23 protein-coding genes are annotated in these 21,437 nt (G+C 70.8%); 6 read left to right on the top strand and 17 right to left on the bottom strand.

Translation table 11 applies throughout. The annotated features are described in order from the left end of the window. Window positions 1–67: 67 nt before the first annotated feature. Genes KK097_RS06670 through KK097_RS06655 form a run of 4 tightly spaced genes read left to right on the top strand, consistent with a single transcriptional unit; the run spans window position 68 to window position 2,949 of the window. Window positions 68–511 carry a hypothetical protein gene (locus KK097_RS06670; RefSeq protein WP_214531628.1) on the top strand — a complete coding sequence of 148 codons (444 nt, stop codon included), beginning with the start codon at window positions 68–70 and terminating at the stop codon, window positions 509–511. Next, window positions 508–963, top strand: a complete 456-nt coding sequence (locus tag KK097_RS06665; RefSeq protein WP_214544125.1) for a hypothetical protein — start codon at window positions 508–510, stop codon at window positions 961–963. Before KK097_RS06670 ends, KK097_RS06665 begins: the two co-directional genes overlap by 4 nt. A gap of 4 nt (window positions 964–967) precedes the next feature. Beyond that, the gene (locus KK097_RS06660; protein WP_214544124.1) at window positions 968–1,918 is read left to right on the top strand and encodes a hypothetical protein; all 951 of its coding nucleotides are present in this window, start codon (window positions 968–970) and stop codon (window positions 1,916–1,918) included. Then, window positions 1,915–2,949, top strand: a complete 1,035-nt coding sequence (locus tag KK097_RS06655; protein ID WP_214544123.1) for a DUF8805 domain-containing protein — start codon at window positions 1,915–1,917, stop codon at window positions 2,947–2,949. The genes KK097_RS06660 and KK097_RS06655 overlap by 4 nt, the downstream gene beginning before the upstream one ends. Before the next feature lie 265 nt (window positions 2,950–3,214). Here KK097_RS06655 and KK097_RS06650 read toward each other — a convergent pair whose 3' ends face one another. Together KK097_RS06650 and KK097_RS06645 are read right to left on the bottom strand one after the other, a co-directional pair. Further along, a complete protein-coding gene (locus KK097_RS06650) occupies window positions 3,215–5,734 on the bottom strand; it encodes an ATP-dependent Clp protease ATP-binding subunit (RefSeq protein ID WP_214531624.1) in 2,520 nt (839 codons plus the stop codon). 224 nt (window positions 5,735–5,958) lie between these two features. Next, window positions 5,959–6,435 (bottom strand): Clp protease N-terminal domain-containing protein, encoded by a 477-nt coding sequence (locus KK097_RS06645; RefSeq protein ID WP_214531623.1) that lies wholly within the window; start codon window positions 6,433–6,435, stop codon window positions 5,959–5,961. A 70-nt stretch (window positions 6,436–6,505) separates the two neighbouring features. Between KK097_RS06645 and KK097_RS06640 the strand changes: the two genes are divergently transcribed. Continuing rightward, window positions 6,506–7,438 (top strand): NAD(+)/NADH kinase, encoded by a 933-nt coding sequence (locus KK097_RS06640; RefSeq protein WP_214544122.1) that lies wholly within the window; start codon window positions 6,506–6,508, stop codon window positions 7,436–7,438. Between the two features lie 198 nt (window positions 7,439–7,636). Here KK097_RS06640 and KK097_RS06635 read toward each other — a convergent pair whose 3' ends face one another. The 15 genes from KK097_RS06635 to tilS all read right to left on the bottom strand — a co-directional run bounded on the left by KK097_RS06635 (window position 7,637) and on the right by tilS (window position 20,795). Next, complete coding sequence (locus KK097_RS06635; protein ID WP_035809350.1) at window positions 7,637–8,695, bottom strand: sigma-70 family RNA polymerase sigma factor; 1,059 nt, start codon at window positions 8,693–8,695, stop codon at window positions 7,637–7,639. A gap of 353 nt (window positions 8,696–9,048) precedes the next feature. Next, complete coding sequence (locus KK097_RS18395; protein WP_267239042.1) at window positions 9,049–9,177, bottom strand: hypothetical protein; 129 nt, start codon at window positions 9,175–9,177, stop codon at window positions 9,049–9,051. A gap of 86 nt (window positions 9,178–9,263) precedes the next feature. Beyond that, entirely contained in the window at window positions 9,264–9,425 is a 162-nt protein-coding gene (locus KK097_RS06630) for a hypothetical protein (RefSeq protein WP_214531621.1), read from the bottom strand. Window positions 9,426–9,483: 58 nt separating this feature from the next. Continuing rightward, a complete protein-coding gene (locus KK097_RS06625; protein WP_071245264.1) occupies window positions 9,484–9,687 on the bottom strand; it encodes a hypothetical protein in 204 nt (67 codons plus the stop codon). Between the two features lie 84 nt (window positions 9,688–9,771). Beyond that, window positions 9,772–11,310 (bottom strand): lysine--tRNA ligase, encoded by a 1,539-nt coding sequence (gene lysS, locus KK097_RS06620; protein ID WP_214531620.1) that lies wholly within the window; start codon window positions 11,308–11,310, stop codon window positions 9,772–9,774. Window positions 11,311–11,662: 352 nt separating this feature from the next. Continuing rightward, window positions 11,663–12,355 carry a Rossmann-like and DUF2520 domain-containing protein gene (locus tag KK097_RS06615; protein ID WP_307858343.1) on the bottom strand — a complete coding sequence of 231 codons (693 nt, stop codon included), beginning with the start codon at window positions 12,353–12,355 and terminating at the stop codon, window positions 11,663–11,665. After that, complete coding sequence (locus tag KK097_RS06610; RefSeq protein WP_214544121.1) at window positions 12,352–14,112, bottom strand: PH domain-containing protein; 1,761 nt, start codon at window positions 14,110–14,112, stop codon at window positions 12,352–12,354. Before KK097_RS06610 ends, KK097_RS06615 begins: the two co-directional genes overlap by 4 nt. A gap of 9 nt (window positions 14,113–14,121) precedes the next feature. After that, window positions 14,122–14,643 (bottom strand): PH domain-containing protein, encoded by a 522-nt coding sequence (locus KK097_RS06605; RefSeq protein ID WP_214544120.1) that lies wholly within the window; start codon window positions 14,641–14,643, stop codon window positions 14,122–14,124. Between the two features lie 24 nt (window positions 14,644–14,667). Continuing rightward, window positions 14,668–15,159 (bottom strand): DUF3180 domain-containing protein, encoded by a 492-nt coding sequence (locus tag KK097_RS06600; RefSeq protein WP_214544119.1) that lies wholly within the window; start codon window positions 15,157–15,159, stop codon window positions 14,668–14,670. Next, on the bottom strand, window positions 15,156–15,710 hold the full coding sequence (gene folK / locus KK097_RS06595; RefSeq protein WP_214544118.1) for a 2-amino-4-hydroxy-6-hydroxymethyldihydropteridine diphosphokinase: 555 nt from the start codon (window positions 15,708–15,710) through the stop codon (window positions 15,156–15,158). Before folK ends, KK097_RS06600 begins: the two co-directional genes overlap by 4 nt. Next, on the bottom strand, window positions 15,707–16,096 hold the full coding sequence (gene folB, locus KK097_RS06590) for a dihydroneopterin aldolase (protein WP_214544117.1): 390 nt from the start codon (window positions 16,094–16,096) through the stop codon (window positions 15,707–15,709). Before folB ends, folK begins: the two co-directional genes overlap by 4 nt. Beyond that, window positions 16,093–17,061: a dihydropteroate synthase gene (gene folP / locus KK097_RS06585; RefSeq protein WP_214531691.1), complete on the bottom strand. Its 969-nt coding sequence runs from the start codon at window positions 17,059–17,061 to the stop codon at window positions 16,093–16,095. Before folP ends, folB begins: the two co-directional genes overlap by 4 nt. A 6-nt stretch (window positions 17,062–17,067) precedes the next feature. Further along, on the bottom strand, window positions 17,068–19,056 hold the full coding sequence (ftsH, locus tag KK097_RS06580) for an ATP-dependent zinc metalloprotease FtsH (protein ID WP_214531690.1): 1,989 nt from the start codon (window positions 19,054–19,056) through the stop codon (window positions 17,068–17,070). 158 nt (window positions 19,057–19,214) lie between these two features. Continuing rightward, a complete protein-coding gene (gene hpt / locus KK097_RS06575) occupies window positions 19,215–19,766 on the bottom strand; it encodes a hypoxanthine phosphoribosyltransferase (RefSeq protein WP_214531689.1) in 552 nt (183 codons plus the stop codon). Between the two features lie 9 nt (window positions 19,767–19,775). Further along, window positions 19,776–20,795 (bottom strand): tRNA lysidine(34) synthetase TilS, encoded by a 1,020-nt coding sequence (tilS, locus tag KK097_RS06570; protein WP_214544116.1) that lies wholly within the window; start codon window positions 20,793–20,795, stop codon window positions 19,776–19,778. 64 nt (window positions 20,796–20,859) lie between these two features. On the opposite strand from tilS, the gene KK097_RS06565 reads away from it, so the two are divergent. Then, on the top strand, window positions 20,860–21,351 hold the full coding sequence (locus tag KK097_RS06565) for an inorganic diphosphatase (RefSeq protein ID WP_111040210.1): 492 nt from the start codon (window positions 20,860–20,862) through the stop codon (window positions 21,349–21,351). Window positions 21,352–21,437: the final 86 nt, after the last annotated feature.

Genomic DNA, 21,437 nt, shown 5'->3' with positions numbered 1-21,437 from the left:
TGGTGACACCGGCCGACGCGCTGGTTCAGTTTTATCATGTCTGAGACAGATGTGAGAGTGGGGACACGTGATCGAGTACAACGACGACGACGCACACCGTCGGGAACTGTCGCGGAAACTGCAGCTCCTGATGGACGTCGTCGAGGCCAACTCGGGCCAGCGACCCCCGTACAAGGAGATCGCCGCCGAGATCGAGGCGCAGGGTGCGTCGATGAGCCGACCGCGGTGGGGCTACATGCTCGGCGGCAACGGACCGGCCGTCCGTGACCAGCGACTCCTGGCGGCCCTGGCGACCTACTTCGGCGTCCCGGCGGAGTACCTGACCGACGCCGCCGGCAACACGGACGTGCCCGAGCGGGTGCAGGCACAGCTCGAACTCGTGCTCGAGCTGCGCAAGCGCGAGGTCGTCGCGTTCGCCACCCGACGATTGGGCGAGTTCGCCTCGGCGGACGAGATCCGCGACTTCACCGAGCACCTGCGTCGGCTCGACGAGTCGGGCGGCACACCGTGAGCGGGTACCGCGACCGCTTCGGTGCCCTGCGCCGACAGACCGAGGCCCGCCGTCGCGTGCAGCGCCTTGGACTCCCCCGCCGCCTGACCCTGCCGGAGCTGACCGCCCGTGCCGAGGCGGCGCTCGGCAAGCCGATCCTCGTGCGCACCACGGAGCTGCCGGGTGACCTGTCAGCGCGGCTCATCCAGCGCACCGACCACGCCCTGCTCGAGACCCGCCCCGGGCTGTCCGAGCGCTCCCGCGTGGCCTGCGTGCTGCACGAGCTCGCCCACGTGTTCATGGACGACACCGGCTGCGACCACCAGGCGTACACGGGGCTGCTCAGCGGCCGGACGGCCTTCACCCGCTCGCTGGACACCCCGCACGAGCAGGCCGTCGAACTCGTCGCCGACCAGCTGGCGCTGCGGATCGGGCTGCTCGACCCCGAGGGCCAGCCCGGGATCTTCCGGTGACCCGGTGACGCTGCACGTCTGGGGATCGATCCCGGTCTGGCTCATCCTGACGGTGCTGGTCGTCCGGCTGTTCCTGGTGCGAACCCAGTCGGCCAGCGTCACCTGGCTGATGGTCTGCTGCAGCTTCGTCGCCGTCGGTCTGACGATCAACCAGCCCGACGTCACGACGTTCCTCGCCGGGGTGACGCACGTGCCGAACATCGCCGACCTGATCGGCCGCTGCCTGATGGTGTGCGGCATGTTCGCCCTCGCACAGTCGGTCGAGGCCGCCGCGCGCTCCGCCAAACTCCTCCGTGCGAGCCGCATCATCGGCTGCGTGCTCGTGCTCGTCGCCCTCGTCGTGCTGTTCGCGTTCATCGACGCACCGACCCCCACGGCGCAGTTCATGGTGGCCTACGGCGACCAGCTGCCGACCGCGCTCTACTCGGCCGTCGAGATGACCTACATCGCCATCGTGATCGCCCGCTCGGCCGTCGCCGTGCTGCGCGGGTTCCGCAGCGGCGACGGGCTCGGCCGCCTGTACTGGCTCTTCGTCGTCGGTGCCGCCGGCCTCGTGCTGCTCGCCGGCATCGCGATCGCCCTCGACGCCGTGCACGTCGCCGGCGCGGACGGTGCGGTCGGGGTCCTGTCGAAGCTCTACACCCCGGTGTTCCTCGGCTCGATGGTCCTGCTCGCCATCGGAGCGGCCGGTGGCGTGCTGCCCGACGCCGCACGGGAGTTCCGCGACTGGCGGGCCGCCCGACGCCGGTTCCGCGCGCTCGAGCCGGAACTCCGTCGACTCGAAGCGGCATCGGGCAACACCGGGCTCTACTTCACGATCGTGTGGCAGCGTCGCCAGTGGCGGAGTCGGCAGCACCGACTGTCCGTCGAGATCGAAGACCGCGCGCGCGAGGCCGGACAGGCAGTGCCGGCCGCTGCGACGCTCACCACGGCACGACTCAGGGAGATCACATGACCGGCGCACGCATCACCGCACTCGGCACCGCGGCGGGGGCGGTGGGCACGCTCGGGCTCGGCGCCTTCGTCGCCCGACGCCTGCTGTTCCCGACGCCGTACACCGCGACCGCCACGGTCCGCAGTGCCACGGACACCGAGGTCGAGCTGACCGCCACCCGCGACACCCGCCTGCCGGGCACCTACGACCTGCAGCGCGACGGTGCCCGGGTGCAGGTCGGTGCGATCATCGCCGCGAGCAGCGACAGCGGTCCGACCACCGAGAGCGGGGCGAGCAGCGACAGCGTCCGCCGCAGCGTCACCGGCCCCGTGGCGACCGGCGCGTGGGGCTGGGACGCCCTGCGGTACGACGGACCGGATGACGTGCCCGGCACCGAGCCCGAGGCCGCCACGACCCACGTGGTCCACGTGCACGGGCAGTCCCTCGGCCCACGGCAGGTCCTCCGCGGCGTCGGGGTCTGGCGATCGCTCGGCGCCTCGTCCGAGGTCATCGACACCACCGACCTGCCGCTGCGCTCCCTCGACCCCGGAGCCGCCGACCGCATCGTCGCTGCCGTCCGCGCCGCCCGCGCCCGCGGTGCACAGCGCGTCGTGCTGCAGGGCTGGTCCGCCGGCGCGCTCGCCTGCTCGGTCGCCGCCGCACGCGTCGACGTCGACGGACTCGTGGTGGTGTCACCCCTGCTCGACGTCGCCTCGGCACTCCGCGGAGCTGTCCGCGGTGCGCACCTGCCCGCCTTCGTCGGCACCGTCGCGGCCCGCATCGCGACGACGAACGTGCTGTCCCGCCTCGCCGGGGCCCCGACGCCCGTGACGACGACCACCTGGCAGGACTCCGCGACGCCGACGCTGCTGATCCACTCCGAGGCCGACGCCCTGGTCGCCGTCGACGACGTCACAGCGGTGGCCGCGCGACAGGGTGCCACCACCGTCGCGTTCCGCACGGCACCGCACACCCTCGAGTGGAACGAGGACCCGGAGCGCTGGGAGCGCGCCGTCCGCGACTTCGCCGCACGACTGACCGACGCAGCCTGACGCCACCCCGGACGTGCAACGGCCCCGGTCTGCGAACAGACCGGGGCCGGCTGCGTCTCGACCCGTTGGGGGGAACCGGTCGAGCGCGACGCGCGAGGAGTTGGGGGGAACGTCTCGCGCGTTGTCATCACAGTACCCCCGGACGGGGGCCGATGGACACAATGACGCGCAGATCGGCCGACGCGGGATCTGGAAGCGACCCGAGAACGGACAGGAGGCCCGGTGCCAGCTGGCACCGAGCCTCCTGTCCGTGGAGTGTCAGGTCCTAGGACTCGATCTCGCCCTGGGGCGCGTCGGTCGCGGCCTCGACCGCGGCCGCACCGGCGAGGACCTCCTCGCGGCCCGGCTGACGCCCGGTCTCGAAGTGGAACGCACCGTCGACGAAGTCGACCTTCACGTGGTCGCCCGCGTTGAGCTCACCCTGCAGGATGTGCTCGGACAGCTGGTCCTCGACCTCGTGCTGCATCGCGCGACGCAGGGGGCGAGCACCCAGGGACGGGTCGAACCCGACCTTGATGAGCTGCTCCTTGGCCGGCAGCGTGAGCTCGATGGTCATGTCGCGGTCAAGCAGGCGGTCCGCCAGACGCTTCACGAACAGGTCCACGATCTGCAGCAGCTCGGGCTGCGACAGCTGCGGGAACACGATCGTGTCGTCGACGCGGTTCAGGAACTCGGGCTTGAAGTGCTTCTTCAGCTCCTCGTTGACCTTGCCGCGCATGCGGTCGTAGCCGACGGCCGAGTCACCCTCGACCTGGAAGCCCACCGGGCCACCGGCGATGCCCTGCGAACCGAGGTTCGTGGTCATGATGATGACGGTGTTCTTGAAGTCGACCACGCGGCCCTGACCGTCGGTGAGACGGCCTTCCTCGAGCACCTGCAGCAGCGAGTTGAAGATGTCCGGGTGGGCCTTCTCGATCTCGTCGAACAGGACCACGGAGAACGGCTTGCGGCGCACCTTCTCGGTGAGCTGGCCGCCCTCCTCGAACCCGACGAACCCGGGAGGGGCACCGAACAGGCGGGACACGGTGTGCTTCTCACCGAACTCCGACATGTCGAGGGAGATCAGCGCACCCTCGTCGTCGAACAGGAACTCGGCGAGGGCCTTGGCGAGCTCGGTCTTCCCGACGCCCGTGGGGCCGGCGAAGATGAACGAGCCGGAGGGACGGTTCGGGTCCTTCAGACCGGCACGGGTGCGGCGGATGGTCTTGGACAGCGCCGAGATGGCCTCTTCCTGACCGATGACGCGCTCGTGCAGTGCCTTCTCCATGAAGACGAGACGCGAGGTCTCCTCTTCGGTGAGCTTGAACACCGGGATGCCCGTGGCCTGCGCCAGGACCTCGGCGATGATGCCCTCGTCGACGGTGCCGGACGCGGCGACGTCACCCGCACGCCACTGCTTCTCGAGGCGGAGACGCTCGCCGAGGAGCTTCTTCTCCTCGTCGCGCAGGCTCGCGGCCTTCTCGAAGTCCTGCTCCTCGATGGCGGCTTCCTTCGACCCGCGGACCGTCGAGATCTTCTCGTCGAACTCGCGGAGCTCCGGCGGCGCCGACAGGATCGACAGACGCAGGCGCGCGCCGGCCTCGTCGATCAGGTCGATGGCCTTGTCCGGCAGGAAGCGGTCCTGCACGTAGCGGTCCGCCAGGTTCGCTGCGGAGACGATCGCACCGTCGGTGATGGACACCTTGTGGAATGCCTCGTACTTGTCGCGCAGGCCCTTGAGGATGTTGATCGTGTGCGGCAGCGACGGCTCATTGACCTGCACCGACTGGAAGCGACGCTCGAGTGCGGCGTCCTTCTCGAAGTGCTTGCGGTACTCGTCGAGCGTGGTGGCACCGATGGTCTGGAGCTCACCGCGGGCGAGGAGCGGCTTGAGGATCGAGGCCGCGTCGATCGCGCCCTCGGCAGCACCGGCACCGACGAGCGTGTGGATCTCGTCGATGAAGACGATGATGTCGCCGCGGGTGCGGATCTCCTTCGTGACCTTCTTGAGGCGCTCCTCGAAGTCACCGCGGTAGCGGGACCCGGCGATGAGCGAACCGAGGTCGAGCGAGTAGAGCTGCTTGTCCTTCAGCGTCTCGGGCACGTCGCCCTTGACGATCGCCTGGGCGAGGCCCTCGACGACGGCGGTCTTGCCGACGCCGGGCTCACCGATCAGGACGGGGTTGTTCTTGGAGCGGCGGGAGAGGATCTGCATGACCCGCTCCATCTCCTTCTCGCGCCCGATGACGGGGTCGAGCTTGCCGTCGCGCGCGGCCTGGGTGAGGTTCCGACCGAACTGGTCGAGGACCTGCGAACCCTGCTGCGCGTTCTGCTGCTGCTCGCCGCCGACGGCGACCGCTTCCTTGCCCTGGTAGCCGGACAGGAGCTGGATGACCTGCTGGCGCACCCGGTTCAGGTCGGCGCCGAGCTTCACGAGGACCTGGGCTGCGACACCCTCGCCCTCGCGGATCAGGCCGAGCAGGATGTGCTCCGTGCCGATGTAGTTGTGGCCGAGCTGCAGCGCCTCGCGCAGGGACAGCTCGAGCACCTTCTTGGCGCGCGGCGTGAACGGGATGTGCCCGGTCGGCTGCTGCTGGCCCTGCCCGATGATGTCCTGGACCTGCTCGCGCACGGCGTCGAGCGAGATGCCCAGCGACTCCAGCGCCTTGGCGGCGACGCCCTCGCCCTCGTGGATGAGGCCGAGGAGGATGTGCTCGGTGCCGATGTAGTTGTGGTTGAGCATCTTCGCTTCTTCTTGAGCGAGGACGACAACACGACGGGCCCGGTCGGTGAATCTCTCGAACATGTGCTCTCCCTTGGCCCCTGATGAGCGGAGCCGACGCTGTGCCGGTCTCGTGTGAGTCCGGCCAAGTACTTCGAGAGTAACCAGCGCTCCCCCCGGGGGCTGCCCCTGTTCGCCGTGGGCGTGACCAGGGTGCGTCTTGTGCGCAGTGAGCGAACGACGAGACGGATTGGAGGCCCGTGGCGGGATCGCCACGGGCCTCCAGTCCGCTTCTCGGTCGCGCTGGGTCAGGCGCGCCGCACCGCGCGACGCAGGTCCCGTCGGAAGCGGCGCGCGTCGACGCCGAGGGTGTCGAGGACGTCGTGCGCCGATCCGGCGAGCGGATCGTCGACCGAGTCGAGCACGGCGAGCACGACGTGGGGCGGTCGGATGCGGTCGGACCGACCGGCGATCGTGGCGGCGCGGGCGAGCACGCGGACGGCTGCCGGGGTGCAGGCGACACGGTCGTGCTCACCGGGACAGGTGGTGTGGGCGCCGACGAAGGCACGGACACCGGAGCGGACGCCGTCGGGGGTGACCCGGTGGGCGTCGAGGACCGGGCGGAACCGGGGCATGCCGGCACAGAGGGTGACGGCCGCGAGGAGCAGGTGCTCGGCGTCGACGAAGCCGAAGCCGGACTCGTGGGCCTCGAGGTCGGCGAGCAGCACGATCTCACGGCCGTGCCGGACGGAAGGGAGGGCGACGGAGAGCTGAGCAGTCTGCATGTATTCAGAATATCGCATACGGCCGTCGACGACCAGCCCGCGTCGGAGGTCCGCTCGGTACGATCCGCTCATGGAGCAGCCCGTCGTCGGCCTCGTCGTCCACCCGACCAAGAACGTGCAGGAGTCCGTCACGACCCTGCAGCGCTGGAACGCGTCCGGCCAGGGCGAACTGCTCGCCCGACGCGCGGATGCCCAGCGGATCGGCGGCGGTGTTGACGTGGTCGACGACGACGACTTCACCGACCGTGTCGACCTGGTCGTGGCGCTCGGCGGCGACGGCACCATGCTCGGCGCGATGCGGCTCGTGGCGAAGCGCCCGGTGCCCGTCCTCGGCGTGAACTACGGCAACGTCGGGTTCCTGGTGGAGATCGAGCCGCCCGAGCTCGAGATCGCGCTCGCCCGGCTGTCCGCCGGCGAGTACCAGCTCGAGCCGCACCACGCGCTCGAGGCCCGGTTGTCCTGGGGTGGTGCCCGCACCGACTACCTGGCGTTCAACGACCTGACCATCGTGCGACGGCCGGGCGCCGGGCAGGTGTCGGCCGACCTCAGCGTCGGGGGCCTCGGGTACGGGTACTACCGCGCCGATGCCATCGTGGCCGCGACCCCGGCCGGCTCCACCGCGTACAACTACGCCGCGGGCGGACCGGTCCTCTCCCCCGCACTGTCCGGCTCCGTGGTGACCCCGGTCGCGCCGATGGCCGGGATCGACCGCTCGGTGGTGCTCGCCGCACGGGAGCGCTACCGGTTCGACATCGCGGAGGGCACCAGGAGCGCCGCGCTCGAGGTCGACGGGCTCGTGGTCGGCGAGGTCGCCACCGGGGCGCAGATCGACATGCGGCTCCGCAAGGACGCCGGCAGTGTGGTGCGCCTCGACGCCGAGCGGCACGGGCGCACCGGACGCGTGAAGCTCAGCCTGCTCGACCTGCCCGTGCGTCCGGACCAGCTCGTCGAGCTCATCCCGAGCGACCTGCGGCAGAAGCTCCGGCGCGAGATCGACGACTGACGCCGTGTCGGCGCTGGCCCTGGCCCCGGTCCTGGTCCTGGCCCTGGGCCTGGGCCTGGCCCTGCCCCGGGACGTGAATGGCCCGCTCGAGCAGTGCTCGAGCGGGCCGTCCCATCACCCCACCGGATCGTCTTCCCACAGAACGACCCGGTTTCCCCGCGCCGGCACGGGTGAACGCGCCGGCCGAAGTCCACTGACCTAGTCGGTCAGGTACAGCTGCATGTCCTGCGAGACCGCCTTGGCGAACAGACGCAGCTTGGCGCGCGACTCCACCCGGCTGACGGCCTGGCGGGTCGTGTGCACGATCTTCGAGATCTCGTCGAGCGTCATCGGCTTGTCGTCGTCCAGGCCGTAGCGCATGCGGATGACGTTCGCCTCGTCGCTGGGCAGCTCGGCGACGATGGAGCGGATGTCGCGGTGCAGCAGCGTCGTCTCGGTGAGCTCGTTCGGGCTCGCGGCGTCCTCGTCCTCGATGAAGTCACCGAGCTCGCTGTCGTCGGAGTCGCCGACCACGGTGTGGATCGAGACCGGCTCGTGCGAGCGGCCCTTGAGGTCGACGAGTTCCTCGACGCTCATGCTCAGCTCGGCGGCGACTTCCTCCGGCATCGGCGCACGGCCGAGGTCGACGGTCAGGTCGCGCTCGGTGCGCGAGATCTTGTTGATGAGCTCGACGGTGTGCACCGGGATGCGGATCGTGCGCGCCTTGTCGGCGAGACCACGCGAGATCGCCTGGCGGATCCACCAGGTGGCGTAGGTCGAGAACTTGTACCCCTGCGTGAAGTCGAACTTCTCGACGGCACGGACCAGGCCGAGGTTGCCTTCCTGGATGACGTCCATGAAGGGCAGACCACGCTGCGAGTACCGCTTGGCGATGCTCACGACGAGGCGGAGGTTCGAGGTGATCATGCGCTCCTTGGCGCGCTCACCGTCGCGGACGAGCCAGCGGAGTTCACGCTGCAGGGTCTTCGCGAGGCCCTTCTCGGTGGCGAGCTTCTCTTCGGCGAAGAGCCCGACCTCGATGCGGCGGGCGATCTGCGCTTCTTCCTCGGCGGTGAGGAGCGAGAGACGGCCGATGTGACGGAGGTAGTCGCCGACCTGGTCGACCGAGGCACCGCGGACACCGGCGAGCTGCTCGTCGGCCTCGACCTCGGTGTCGAGGGAGGTGGTGGCGGACTCGGCGGTCGCGGTCTTCGATGCCGATGCCTTCTTGGTGGCGGTGCGGCGGGTGGTGCTGGGTGCAGCCGTTGCGATCGTCATGGTGTTTCTCCCTGCGTTCGACGGTGATGGCTTCGTGGGGCGTTGCCGGGGGGTGCTGATGAGTAAAGCGGCCCGGAGGTGTACCCCACAAATCGTTCGGAGTGATTCTCAGGGTTCTCCGTGCTTCACCATCGGAACCGTCCCCCACGGGGTACGGCCCACCGACAGTCTGGTCCCCCATCAGGCCCCGGATCAAGCCGGAAGTGCCGTGTTTCCGGCGTTGCAGGCGTGTTTCACGAGCGTTTCCGGTCGTGTACCCCGGGCGACTGCGTACTCCGGACATGCAAAAGGGGTACGTCCGACCCGATCAGTGTGATCTGGTCGTCGTACCCCGAATACCGGATGGGTGGGGGTCACCAGGAGGGTTCGAGCCACCCGTCCCGGCGCTTGGACACCTCGAGGTCGGCGTCTCGGTCGAACTCGTCGTACTCGCTCTCGATGTCACCGACGAGGCTGCGTCCCGTGAAGGGTGTGGTTGTCATGCGGACGATGCTCACCCCGGCACGCGTCGGCGAGGTGAACGGTGCGTGACGGGTCGTCGGCGCTCAGACGTCGAGGTCGTCGACGGTCAGACGTCGAGGTCGTCGACGTCACCCTCGTCGTCGAGGGCTCCGTCGTCGCTGCCGACGGGCACGACGGACAGCCCGGACGCCGGGTGCCCGAAGGCGTCCTCCACGTCCAGGTCGTCGAGGTCGTCGACGCCGGCGGCGGACTCCGGGATGGTGGGCATGCGCGACAGGATCACACCGTGCGGTGAACACGGGGTGAAGTGGATCGTGCGCGGGCGGCTACTCCGCCGAGGTCGGAGCCGGCGCGGGGCGACCGTGCTCACGCTCGAAGCGGGCGCGCTCCTCGGCCTCGACCTTGGCGTACGCGGCGCGCTCGGTGCGGTCTGCGCGCATGATCGCGCGCATCACGAACCAGAAGATCAGGCCGACGACGATGGTCGGCGTCAGGGCGAAGACGATCCCGCTTACGACTCCTTCAGGCACCCGAGCATCGTACCCCGACTATCTGTTCCGACCGGACTCGCAAGCTCGTCCGGGGCTGGCGTCGCGCAGCGCTGGCGCGCTGCCCTAAGCTCCAGCGCCCTTGACCAGCGGGAAGAGGATCGTCTCGCGGATGCCCAGGCCCGTGATGGCCATGAGCAACCGGTCGATCCCCATGCCCATGCCCCCCGACGGCGGCATCGCGTGCTCGAGGGCACGGAGGAACTCCTCGTCGACGCGCATCGCCTCGGGGTCACCGCCGGCCGCGAGCTTCGCCTGCTCCACGAACCGCTCGCGCTGCACGACCGGGTCGACGAGCTCGGAGTACGCCGTCGCGAGCTCGAACCCGCGGATGTACAGGTCCCACTTCTCGACGATCCCCGGACGGGTGCGGTGCTGCCGGGTGAGCGGCGACGTGTCGACCGGGAAGTTCATCACGAAGGTGGGGCGGTCGAGCGAGTCGATGACGAAGTGTTCCCAGAGCTCCTCGACGTACTTGCCGTGCGTGGCGTGCGCGACCTCGACCCCCTCGGCGTCGGCGAGCGCCTGCAGCTCGGACAGCGGGGTCTCCGGTGTGATCTCGCGTCCCGCCGCCTCGGACAGCGAGCCGTACATGTCGATGCGGGGCCACTCGCCACCCAGGTCGTAGGTGCTGCCGTCCGGCAGGGTCACCTCGAGCGGTCCGCCCGTGACCGCGCGGGTCGCGTTCTGCACGAGCTCCTGGGTCAGGTCGGCCATCTGCTCGTAGTTGCCGTACGCCTGGTACGCCTCGACCATCGCGAACTCGGGCGAGTGCGACGAGTCGGCGCCCTCGTTGCGGAAGTTGCGGTTGATCTCGAACACCCGGTCGATGCCACCGACGACGGCGCGCTTCAGGAACAGCTCGGGCGCGATCCGCAGGAACAGCTCGGTGTCGAAGGCGTTCGAGTGCGTCACGAAGGGCCTGGCCGAGGCACCGCCGTGCTGGGTCTGCAGCATCGGGGTCTCGACCTCGAGGTACTCGTGCGCGGTGAACGTCTGGCGGAGCGACGCCATCACCGCGGCGCGGGCACGCACGGTGGCGCGGGCTTCGTCGCGGACGATGAGGTCGAGGTAGCGCTGACGGACCCGCGTCTCCTCGTTGAGCTCGTTGTGCAGGTTCGGCAGCGGCAGGATCGCCTTCGCCGCGATCGCCCAGTCGTCCACCATGATCGACAGCTCGCCGCGGCGCGAGGAGATCACGCGCCCGTGCACGAACACGTGGTCGCCGAGGTCGACGAACTCCTTCCAGCGGGCGAGGGACTCGTCCCCCACCTCGGCCAGGGAGACCATCGCCTGGATCCGGGAGCCGTCGCCGGACTGCAGGGACGCGAAGCAGAGCTTGCCGGTGTTCCGCGAGAACACCACACGACCCGCGATGCCGACGACGTCCTGGGTCTCCTCGCCGGTCTCCAGGTGCACGTACTGCTCGCGCACGGCCGGGATCGTCGTGGTGATCGGGAGCTCGGCGGGGTACGCCTCGATCCCCGACTCCAGCAGCTTCGCGCGCTTGTCGAGCCGGACCTGTCGCTGCTCGCTGGTCTCCTGCTCGGCCAGTGCGGCGGCGTCGGCGATCGCGGTGTCGGGGGTGACGGTCTCGTCGGTCATGCGGGTGCGGCTCCGATGGTCGTGGGGGTCGGGGGAAATGCTACCCGCGCCGCGGTCCCGCCCCCGAACCGTGCCCGCCCGGCCAACAGTTCCCGCCCCCTCGGCAGAACTGAGCGGTGGGTCCCGACCACCCCGGGCTGGAGCGCTGCCGGGCTGCCGGGCGGCCGGGCTGCCGGAGCCGAGACCGCGGTCACAACACGCCACCCGCGTCACGCCCACCGGTCACGAACTGTCGGCTTGAGCACCCGCAGCCGACAGGTCGTGACCATTCGGGCGAACTGAGCGGGGAGTCTTGGCCGCTCGAGCGCCCGGCCTCGTCTTCCTCCCCGCGACGCGATCCCGCCCCCGACGGCTAGAGCGTCGACTGCCCGTCGGCCGCGGTGAGCGCGTTGTCGACGGCGGATCGGACGAGCGCGCCGAGCACGCGGCCCGGGTGCTCCACGCCGATGCCGGACAACGTGCCGGCTGACTGGTCGACGATCGCGGTGGAGAAGCTCACGGCCGCGCGGACCGCATCGGCGTACGCGTGCCGGTCCGCCTCGGCGACGACGAACGGTTCGGCGCCCATCTCGACCACGAGCGCCTGCGCGATCGGCAGCACCGGGGCCGGGGCGGTCACCGCGCAGTACGCGTCACGCAGCCGGGACAGGTCGACGCTGGTGCCGGTGAAGGCCATCGCCGGGTGGATCGCGAGCGGGATCGCACCGGCCGCCATCGCCGGGGCGAGGATGCCGACGCCGTGGTCCGGGCTGGTGTGCACGACGAGCTGCCCGGGCTGCCAGATCCCGGCGTCCGCCAGGCCCTGCACGAGCGACGCGAGCTGGTCGTCCGGCACCGCGAGCAGCACGAGTTCGCTCCGCTCGACCAGGTCCGGCGTCGCGAGCACCGGAGCGCCGGGCAGCATGGCCTCGGCTCGGTCACGGCTCTCCTCCGAGACGGCGGTCACCCCGACGACCGCGTGCTCCGCGTTCGCCAGGGCTGCTCCGAGGACGGGTCCGACCCGCCCGGCGCCGACGATGCCGACGCCGAGACGTCCGGCCCTCACCGCACGGCTCCCGTCGGCGGGACGTCGTCCCAGTCGGGAGGCACGGTGCCGGTCCGGTGGTCCGCCGACGGTCCGGCAGGGGCCGTGGTCCCGGGCCCCGCGGCGTCCGCTGCGTGCGTGGCGGCCGTGGGACGGGCCTCCCGTTCGCGCCAGCGGTGGGTCGTGTCGACCGCGGCCGTCTCGACGGCGCGGCGGGTGGTCTCGGACCACAGACGCTGCGCGTCCTGCGCGTCGAGCGCACCGACGCGGGCCGAGACCGGGCCGGCCACGGTGTGCACGTGGACCGCGGCGAGGCGGAGTGCACGCTCGAGCGGACCCTGCTCGACCTTGACGCTCTGCACGCGGGGCAGCGGCACGATCACGAGCGAACGCCAGACGGCACCGAGCCGCAGCAGCACCGCGCCCTGGACGAAGCGGTAGCCGTTGCGCCGGAACGCGAACGGCCGCAACCAGGCGCCGCGACGCGGGGAGTGCACGAAGCCGCCGCGCTCCCCCGTGGTGGTGAGGCTGTCGTCGACGACGTTGACGGCTTCGGCCGAGCCTTCTCGCAGGGCTTCCTGCGAGGCCTCCGGGCCGGCGACCACGGTGCCGACGAGGCCCGGCAGGATGATGTCGAGGACCTCGCGCACGTCCGACGCGGTGCCGACGGGCAGCACGATCGACGACACCTGCTGGTTGCTCGAGGCGGCCCCGGCGGCGCTCGTCGCGCGGTTGATGCGGATGTCCCACCAGCCGAACGGACGCCACAGCAGTGGCTGCGCGACACTGACCGCGTGGATGCGGCCGGGCGGCAGCGTCTCGTTCGACGTCGAGACGAGGCCGTAGCCGATCCGGATGCCGTCGCGCGTCTCGGCGATCGTGTACTGCAGCGATCGTGAGAACTTGCGGACGTAGTAGCTGCCGGCGCCGAGCACCGCGGGGAACAGGCCGAACAGCACCGCGTACTCGCCGGTCAGGGCGACGCTGACGATCATCCCGGCGATGACGAGCACGAGGAACAGCGTCGTGCCGGACAGGAGCATCGAGGCGATCAACCGTCCGGGACGGACCTTGACGATGCGGGTGGCGTGCACGGCCGCCGGGTCGAGTTCGGGCGAGAACATCTCGTCGACGCGGTCCTGCAGGGCCCCGTTCGAGCGCCGCGACGGACCGCCGTGCCCGTCGTCGTCCTTGGCACCCGACGCCAGCACCAGGATCCGCTGCCGCAGGTCGTCGGCGGCGCGCGCCCCGAGGTAGGCGAGCTGCACGCTGGCGTCGTTGCCGGCCTGTGCGATCTCGAGCTTGGCGGTGCCGAACACCCGGGGCACCAGTGGCCGCTGGATGTTGATGCCCTGGATCCGGTCGAGCCGGGCCTTGCGGTGGTTCCGGAACAGCACGCCCGAGCGCACCTCGACGATCTCGCCGGTGACCCGGAACTCGTGCATCCGCCACGACAGGTAGAAGAGCCCGATCAGCACCAGGAGGAGCACCACGACGCCGAGCAGGACCCAGCCGACGACACCGTGCTCGTACACGTACCGGACGGGGTCGCCGTCCTCCTGCTGGTCGCCCGGGATGAAGAACTCGACGAGCTGGTCGCGCAGGCTGTTCAGCACGTAGCCGAGGATGACGATGAGGAAGATGCCGCCCTTGAGCAGCGGGGTGAGCGGGTGCAGGCGGTGCCACTCGCCGTCGGTCAGGGGTGCTGCGGCGGCCGCGTTGCCCGGGGTGGGCGGCGCGGGCGGTGCGGGTGGCGGGGTGCCGGGTCGGAAGGTCACGGACGACCCCTACAGCCCGGCGCGACGGGACTCGGCGAGCTCGACGAGCCGGTCGCGCAGTTCGTCGGCGTCCGCGGCCGGGACACCCGGGATGCGCACGTTGGTCGCGGCGGCGGCCGTGACGAACTTCAGCTCACTCATGCCGAGCGCCCGGTCGAGCGGACCCCGGGCGACGTCGACGAGCTGCATGCGGCCGTACGGGACCGCCGTGAAGCGCTGCCACATGAGCCCGCGGCGGACGACCAGGTCGTCGTCGCGGAGCGCGTAGCCGATGGCTCGGACCCGTCGGGGCGTGAGCGCCGCGGTGATCGCCGTGATGACGGCGACCACGATGCCGATGACGAGCCAGACGGTGCCGGCGCCGGAACCGAAGCCGTCGTTCACGACGCCGATGAGCACGCAGCCAGCCGTGACGACGACGCCGATGACGAGCGTGGTGATGAGTTCGGTCCACGCGAGCTTCGGGGACACCCGGTGCCAGGTGGTCCCACCGAGGCCGAGGCCCGGCTCGTCGAGTCGTTCACGCGGCATCGCGGGCCTCCTGGGGTTGCGCGGTCAGTTCACCGTCGTCGAGCCGTTGCGCGGATCGTCGCGGTCGTCGTCGTCACCCGGGGGTGCGATGCACATGCGCTCCGCCACGAGTGCGCAGACCGTCAGGACGATCCCGCCCCCGACGGCGATCACGTTCGGCAGGGTCGAGCCTAGCGAAGGCGTCGCGGAACGGGTCAGCAGGTACAGCACGAGTCCGACGGCGAACCCGCCGAGCAGCGTGCCGCAGATGCTCGAGGCCTTCGCGAGCACGACGACCCGCGTCGCGTAGAGCGGGTCGACCGGTCGCTCGCGTCCGGCGCCGTCGCGCGCGTGCCGGCGCACCGGGCGTGCCATGAGCACGACGGCGACGCCGATGAACGCGAGGGTGATGCCGAGCGGGATCGAGAACAGGAACGTCGGCAGCTGCCGCGAGGCCAGGACGGCGTCGAGCGCGAAACCGGCGACCACCGTCACGACGGCGATGCTGATCAGGGTGGAGGCACGGGTGGGCTTCATGCGCTGGTCGCGCTCCCCGCCGGCCGGGAGGCCCGTGTCAGCTCGTCGAACAGGCGCGGCTCGTCGACGCGCTCCGTGTCGTTCCCCACGGCGGCCAGCAGGTCGGCCACCGGCCCGGCACCGGGCAGGACGGCCCCGGGGTCGGCGTCGAGCCAGGGGGCGAGCACGAACGCGCGCTCCGCTGCCCGGGGGTGTGGCACGACCAGGGTGTCCGTGGTGATCCGCAGGTCGTCCACGGCGACGACGTCGAGGTCGAGGGTGCGGTCGCCCCACCGGACCTCGCGTGTCCGACCGTGGGCGTCCTCGATGCCGTGCAGGGCGTCGAGGAAGTCCTGCGGCTCGAGGTCGGTGTCGACCACCACGACGGCGTTGCGGTACCGGGGCTTCGACGTGTCGAGGCCGTCGACGGTCAGGGCGACGGACTCGACCTCGCGGCTGGAGGCCACCGGCACGACACCGGGCAGCGCGGCGATCGCGGTGGCGGCGGCGCGGAGCGTGCTCCCGCGGTCGCCGAGGTTCGCACCGAGGGCGACGACCACCCGGTGGGTCATTCTTCTTCCTCGTCCGGCACGGTCGCGCCGCGGGTGCGCCGGATGGTGATCGAGACGTCGGTGAACGGCACGGTGATCGGAGCCTGCGGCTTGTGCACGGTGACCTCGGTCCCGAGTGCGGCTCGGTGGGTCAGCACGGCGGTGGCGATGCGCTCGGCCAGCGTCTCGATGAGGTCGACCGGGTCGCGTTCGATCTCGGCCACGACCTGCTCGGCCAGCACGCCGTAGTGCACGGTGGCGTCGAGGTCGTCGCTGCCGGAGGCCGCACGGGCGTCGAGCTCCACGGCGACGTCGACGACGAAGTCCTGGCCGTCAGCGCGCTCGTGGTCGAAGACGCCGTGGTGCCCGCGGGCGCGGACCCCCGTGAGTCGGATGGTGTCGTTCACGATCGCGCTGCCCTCCAGGCATCCCAGACGTCGAGCACGGCACGGGTCGGTGCCGGGTCGTGCACGCGCACACCCCACGCGCCGCGTTCTGCGGCGAGCAGGCTGATGGCGGCGGTGGCGAGGTCGCGCTCCTTCGGCGGAGCGCCCTCGGGGCTCCCGACACCGTCGAGGAACCGCTTGCGCGAGGCGGCGACGAGCACGGGCAGACCGATCGAGGCGAACCGCTCGTACCCGGCCAGGATCTCCCAGTTCTGCACGCCGCGCTTGGCGAACCCGAGGCCCGGGTCGATGACGACCTGCTCCTGCCGGACCCCGAGCACGATGAGTTCCGCCACCCGGAGCTCGACCTCGCGCCGGACCTCCTCGACCGCGTGGGTGTACTCCGCGTTGCGGTACATCCGGTCACTGTGCCCGCGCCAGTGCATGACGACGAACCCGACGCCGGTCGACGCCACGACCCGGGCCATGTCGGGGTCGGCGAGGCCGCCGGAGACGTCGTTGACGATCGCGGCGCCGAGGTCCACCGCGCGTTCGGCGGTTGCGGCGTTCATCGTGTCGACGCTGACCGGGATGCCCTCGGCGACGAGCTGCTGCACGACCGGCAGCACCCGTTCCTGCTCGACCGGCACGGGGACGCGCTCAGAGCCGGGGCGGGTGGACTCCCCACCGACGTCGATGACGTCCGCGCCGGCGGCCACGAGGTCCCGCGCGTGCTGCACGGCTGCGTCGTAGGCCTGGTGCAGACCGCCGTCGCTGAACGAGTCCGGCGTGACGTTGAGGATGCCCAGCACGCGGGTGCGGTCCTCGGCAGGGCCACCCCGGTCACGGCGACGACCGGTCACGACCTCCGGCACCGGCTGGGGTGCGCGGAGGTCGATCGCGACCGTCGCCGGTTCGGCGGCGGCTGCGCGAGCACGACTCACCTCGGCGAGTCGACGCTCTCGTCGCGTCGGCAGCTCGGTCATGCCGGCCTACGCGGGGGCGATACCCGGGTTGCCGAACGGACGGCGACGGGGCTTCGAGGTCTCGGAGCCCGACGCGTCGTCCGCTGCGGTCGAGGCAGCCTGTCCGGGCACCTGGATCGCGGGCAGGTTGCTCACCGGGCGCCGGTCGCTGGAGAGCCACTGCGGGCGCTCCGGCAGCTTGCGGACGTCCTTGAAGATCTCCACGAGCTCCGGGGCGTCGAGCGTCTCCTTCTCGAGGAGCTCACCCGCCAGGCGGTCGAGGATGTCGCGGTTGTCGTTGAGCACCTGGTAGGCCTCGTCGTGCGCGGCCTCGAGCAGGGCACGGGTCTCGGCGTCCACCGTCTGGGCGATGTTCTCCGAGTAGTCCCGGCCGGTGCCACCGCTCATGTCGCGGCCGACGAACGGCTCGCTGGAACCGGAGCCGAGCTTGACCGACCCGACGGCCTGGCTCATGCCGTACTCGGTGACCATCTTGCGGGCGGTGCCGGTGGCCTTCTCGATGTCGTTCGAGGCGCCGGTGGTGGGGTCGTGGAACACGATCTCCTCGGCGACGCGACCACCCATGGCGTAGGTGAGCTGGTCGAGGAGCTCGTTGCGGGTGACCGAGTACTTGTCCTCGAGCGGGAGCACCATCGTGTAACCGAGGGCACGGCCGCGGGGCAGGATCGTGATCTTCGTGACCGGGTCGGTGTGCCGCATCGCCGCCGCCGCCAGGGCGTGGCCGCCCTCGTGGTAGGCGGTGATCAGGCGCTCCTGGTCGGACATGATCCGGGTGCGACGCTGCGGACCGGCCATCACGCGGTCGACGGCCTCGTCGAGGGCGCGGTTGTCGATGAGCTGCGCGTTCGAGCGGGCGGTCAGCAGGGCTGCCTCGTTCAGGACGTTCGCCAGGTCGGCACCGGTGAAGCCCGGCGTCTTGCGGGCGAGCAGCTCGAGGTCGACGCTCGCGGCGAGCGGCTTGCCCTTCGCGTGCACCTCGAGGATCTGCTTGCGGCCGGCGAGACCCGGGGCGTCGACACCGATCTGGCGGTCGAACCGGCCGGGGCGCAGGAGCGCGGGGTCGAGCACGTCGGGACGGTTCGTCGCGGCGATGAGGATGACGTTCGTCTTGCCGTCGAAGCCGTCCATCTCGACGAGGAGCTGGTTCAGCGTCTGCTCGCGCTCGTCGTTGCCACCGCCGATGCCGGCACCACGGTGCCGACCGACGGCGTCGATCTCGTCGATGAAGACGATGGCCGGCGAGTTCGCCTTGGCCTGCTCGAAGAGGTCACGGACACGGCTCGCACCGACACCGACGAACATCTCGACGAAGTCCGAACCGGAGATCGAGTAGAACGGCACACCGGCTTCACCGGCGACGGCGCGGGCCAGCAGGGTCTTGCCGGTTCCGGGAGGGCCGTAGAGCAGCACGCCCTTCGGGATCTTCGCCCCGACGGCCTGGAACTTCGCGGGCTCCTTGAGGAACTCCTTGATCTCGTGCAGTTCCTCGATCGCCTCGTCGGCACCCGCGACGTCGGCGAACGACACCTGCGGGTTCTCCTTGTTGTTGATCTTGGCCTTCGACTTGCCGAACTGCATGACCTTCGAGCCGCCGCCCTGGGCGCTCGAGAGCAGGAACCAGAACAGGGCACCGATGATCAGGAACGGCAGCAGGATGCCGAGCAGCGACAGGAACCAGTTGCCCGTGTTCACGTGGTCGTCGTAGCCCTTGGGCAGGTTGGCGTCGTTGACCGCCTGGATGACCTCTTCACCGCGGGGCGTGGAGTAGTAGAACTGCTCCTGCTTGTCGCCGTCGCGGGTGATCATGTCGACCCGCTGCTCGGTGGAGTTCACGATGACGGACGAGATCTTGCCGTCGGCGAGCTGCTCGAGACCCTTCTGGGTGCTGATCTCTTGCGTGCTGCCCTGGCTGATGACGCTCCAGCCGATGAAGATGCCCGCCAGCGCGATCAGCACGTAGAGGTACGGGCCGCGGAAGATGCGCTTGAAGTTCATGTGATCCGGGCGTGAGTGCCCGACACCTTTCTCTGCCGAAGTTGCGTGCTGATCAGCATACGGCTGCGATTCTGTGGCGAGAATGGGTGTCCTCTGCGGGCGAACTCACCCCCGGGCCAGAGTCCGCCGAGCGTGCACCGAGCGCCGCGGAACGCCCGTCAGGAGTAGACGTGCGGCGCGAGGACGCCGACGCCGCGCAGGTTGCGGTAGCGCTCGTCGTAGTCCAGGCCGTACCCGACGACGAACGCGTCGGGGATGTCGAAGCCGACGTACTTGACGTCGACCTCGACCTTGGCGGCCTCGGGCTTGCGCAGCAGGGCGACGATCTCGACGCTCGCGGCACCGCGGGACTGCAGGTTCTGCTTGAGCCAGGACAGCGTCAGACCGGAGTCGATGATGTCCTCGACGATCAGGACGTCGCGGCCGTGCAGGTCGGTGTCGAGGTCCTTGAGGATCCGCACCACGCCGGACGACTTCGTGCCGGAGCCGTACGACGACACCGCCATCCAGTCCATCCGCGCCTGCATCTTGAGGTGGCGCGAGAAGTCCGCCATCACCATGACGGCACCCTTCAGCACCCCGACGAGCAACGGGTCGCGGCCCGCGTAGTCGGCGTCGACCGCCGCCGCGAGTTCGGCGAGCTTCTCGTCGATCTGCTCGGGGGTGAAGAGCACTTCGGACAGGTCTGACTGGACGTCGGAGAGTTCCACCACGCCAGCCTAACCGGCGCTGAACTCGATCCGGTCGCCGGTCCGCGTCGCACGGACCCCCGGCAGGTCGATCGGCCCCTGTCCGCTCCAGTCCGTGACGAGCCGGCAGACCTCGAGCGTCTGCACGCGCGACAGCGTCACCCCGAACTCGCTCTCCACCGCCAGGCGCACGAGTCGCTGCCGGAGCGCCGGCGGGTTCGCCCCGAGCGCCCGCACCGACAGCGAGATCCCCGCCTCGGAGTGCTCGGCGATGTCCTCCGCGATCTCCTCGGCGAAGTGGTCGAGCGCCGCGGAGTCCTCGCGCAGCTGGTCGGCCGTGCGGGCCAGGGCCTCGGGCACCCCGGCCCCGAGCTCCCGTTCGAGCAGCGGCAGCAGCGTGTTCCGCACCCGCACCCGCGCGTACGCGGGGTCGTCGTTCTGCGGGTCGTGCCACGGCGCCAGCCCCGCTGCGGCGCACGCCTGCCGGGTCGCGTGGCGCCGGACCGACAGGAGCGGCCGGCCGTAGGCCGGACCGTCGTCGCGCCGCGCGAGCGGCTGCATGCCGGACAGGCTGTCCGGCCCGCTGCCGCGCAGCAGGCCGAGCAGCACCGTCTCGGCCTGGTCGTCCAGGGTGTGGCCCAGCAGCACCAGGGGCGACCCGGTGGCGGCCGCGACCTCGGCGATCGACGCGTGACGGGCCTCCCGGGCGGCGCCTTCCGGACCACCGTCGGAGCCGACCGCGACCCTGCGGACCGTCACCGGGTCGAGTCCCAGCTCGGATGCCTGCCTGGAGGCGCGGCTCGCGACCGCCTCGGAGCCCGCCTGGAGCGCGTGGTCGACGACCACCGCACCGGCCCGGAGACCCTGCTTGCCCGCCTCGAACGCGGTGGCCGCCGCCAGGGCGAGGGAGTCCGGTCCGCCGCTCAGTGCGACGAGGACCAGGTCGCCCGCGGCGACCACGCCGTCGTCGACGGCTGCGGCGAGCAGGTCGCGGACCGCCAGGCGGGTCTCGGCGACGGCGGGGTCGAGCCGGGGACGCGGAGAGTTCACCCGGTAACGTTAGCCGCGCTTTCGCAACACACGACAGTCCCCGAAGCAGACACAGGAGCGCAACATGGCCGCGTACGACGTCGTCGTCGAGATCCCCAAGGGCAGCCGCAACAAGTACGAGGTGGACCACGAGACCGGTCGCGTCTACCTCGACCGCGTGCTGTTCACCTCGTTCGTCTACCCCACCGACTACGGGTTCTTCGAGAAGACCCTGGCCGACGACGGTGACCCCGTGGACGCCCTGCTGCTGCTCGAGTTCCCGACGTTCCCCGGCGTCGGCGTCAAGGTCCGCCCCGTCGGCGTCTTCAAGATGAGTGACGAGGCCGGCAACGACGAGAAGGTCCTCGTCGTCCCCGCCAAGGACCCGCGCTGGGCGCACATCCAGGACATCTCGGACGTGCCGGAGCAGACGAAGGCCGAGATCGCGCACTTCTTCGAGCGCTACAAGGACCTCGAGCCGAACAAGTGGGTCAAGGCCGAGGGCTGGGGCGACGCCGCCGAGGCCGAGCGCATCGTGCAGGCCGGTCAGGCCGCGTACGTGCCCGCTGGTCACTGACGATCCCCTGACGACGAACGGCGCCCGCTCTCCATCGGAGGGCGGGCGCCGTTCTGTGTCGTGCGTGGGGGTGCGGGGGGCGGCGC

Source organism: Curtobacterium flaccumfaciens (genome assembly GCF_018598405.1).
Taxonomy (GTDB): Bacteria; Actinomycetota; Actinomycetes; order Actinomycetales; family Microbacteriaceae; genus Curtobacterium; species Curtobacterium aurantiacum.
The sequence above is the reverse complement of the archived record's forward strand: the minus strand, read 5'-3'. Positions and strand labels throughout refer to the sequence as shown.

Coding starts and splice junctions, on each gene's coding strand:
- KK097_RS06655 (WP_214544123.1), top strand. CDS start 1,915: ATGACCGGCGCACGCATCACCGCACTCGGCACCGCGGCGGGGGCGGTG.
- KK097_RS06650 (WP_214531624.1), bottom strand. CDS start 5,734: ATGTTCGAGAGATTCACCGACCGGGCCCGTCGTGTTGTCGTCCTCGCT.
- KK097_RS06645 (WP_214531623.1), bottom strand. CDS start 6,435: ATGCAGACTGCTCAGCTCTCCGTCGCCCTCCCTTCCGTCCGGCACGGC.
- KK097_RS06640 (WP_214544122.1), top strand. CDS start 6,506: ATGGAGCAGCCCGTCGTCGGCCTCGTCGTCCACCCGACCAAGAACGTG.
- KK097_RS06635 (WP_035809350.1), bottom strand. CDS start 8,695: ATGACGATCGCAACGGCTGCACCCAGCACCACCCGCCGCACCGCCACC.
- KK097_RS18395 (WP_267239042.1), bottom strand. CDS start 9,177: ATGACAACCACACCCTTCACGGGACGCAGCCTCGTCGGTGACATCGAG.
- KK097_RS06630 (WP_214531621.1), bottom strand. CDS start 9,425: ATGCCCACCATCCCGGAGTCCGCCGCCGGCGTCGACGACCTCGACGAC.
- lysS (WP_214531620.1), bottom strand. CDS start 11,310: ATGACCGACGAGACCGTCACCCCCGACACCGCGATCGCCGACGCCGCC.
- KK097_RS06605 (WP_214544120.1), bottom strand. CDS start 14,643: ATGCCGCGTGAACGACTCGACGAGCCGGGCCTCGGCCTCGGTGGGACC.
- KK097_RS06600 (WP_214544119.1), bottom strand. CDS start 15,159: ATGAAGCCCACCCGTGCCTCCACCCTGATCAGCATCGCCGTCGTGACG.
- folK (WP_214544118.1), bottom strand. CDS start 15,710: ATGACCCACCGGGTGGTCGTCGCCCTCGGTGCGAACCTCGGCGACCGC.
- folP (WP_214531691.1), bottom strand. CDS start 17,061: ATGACCGAGCTGCCGACGCGACGAGAGCGTCGACTCGCCGAGGTGAGT.
- ftsH (WP_214531690.1), bottom strand. CDS start 19,056: ATGAACTTCAAGCGCATCTTCCGCGGCCCGTACCTCTACGTGCTGATC.
- KK097_RS06565 (WP_111040210.1), top strand. CDS start 20,860: ATGGCCGCGTACGACGTCGTCGTCGAGATCCCCAAGGGCAGCCGCAAC.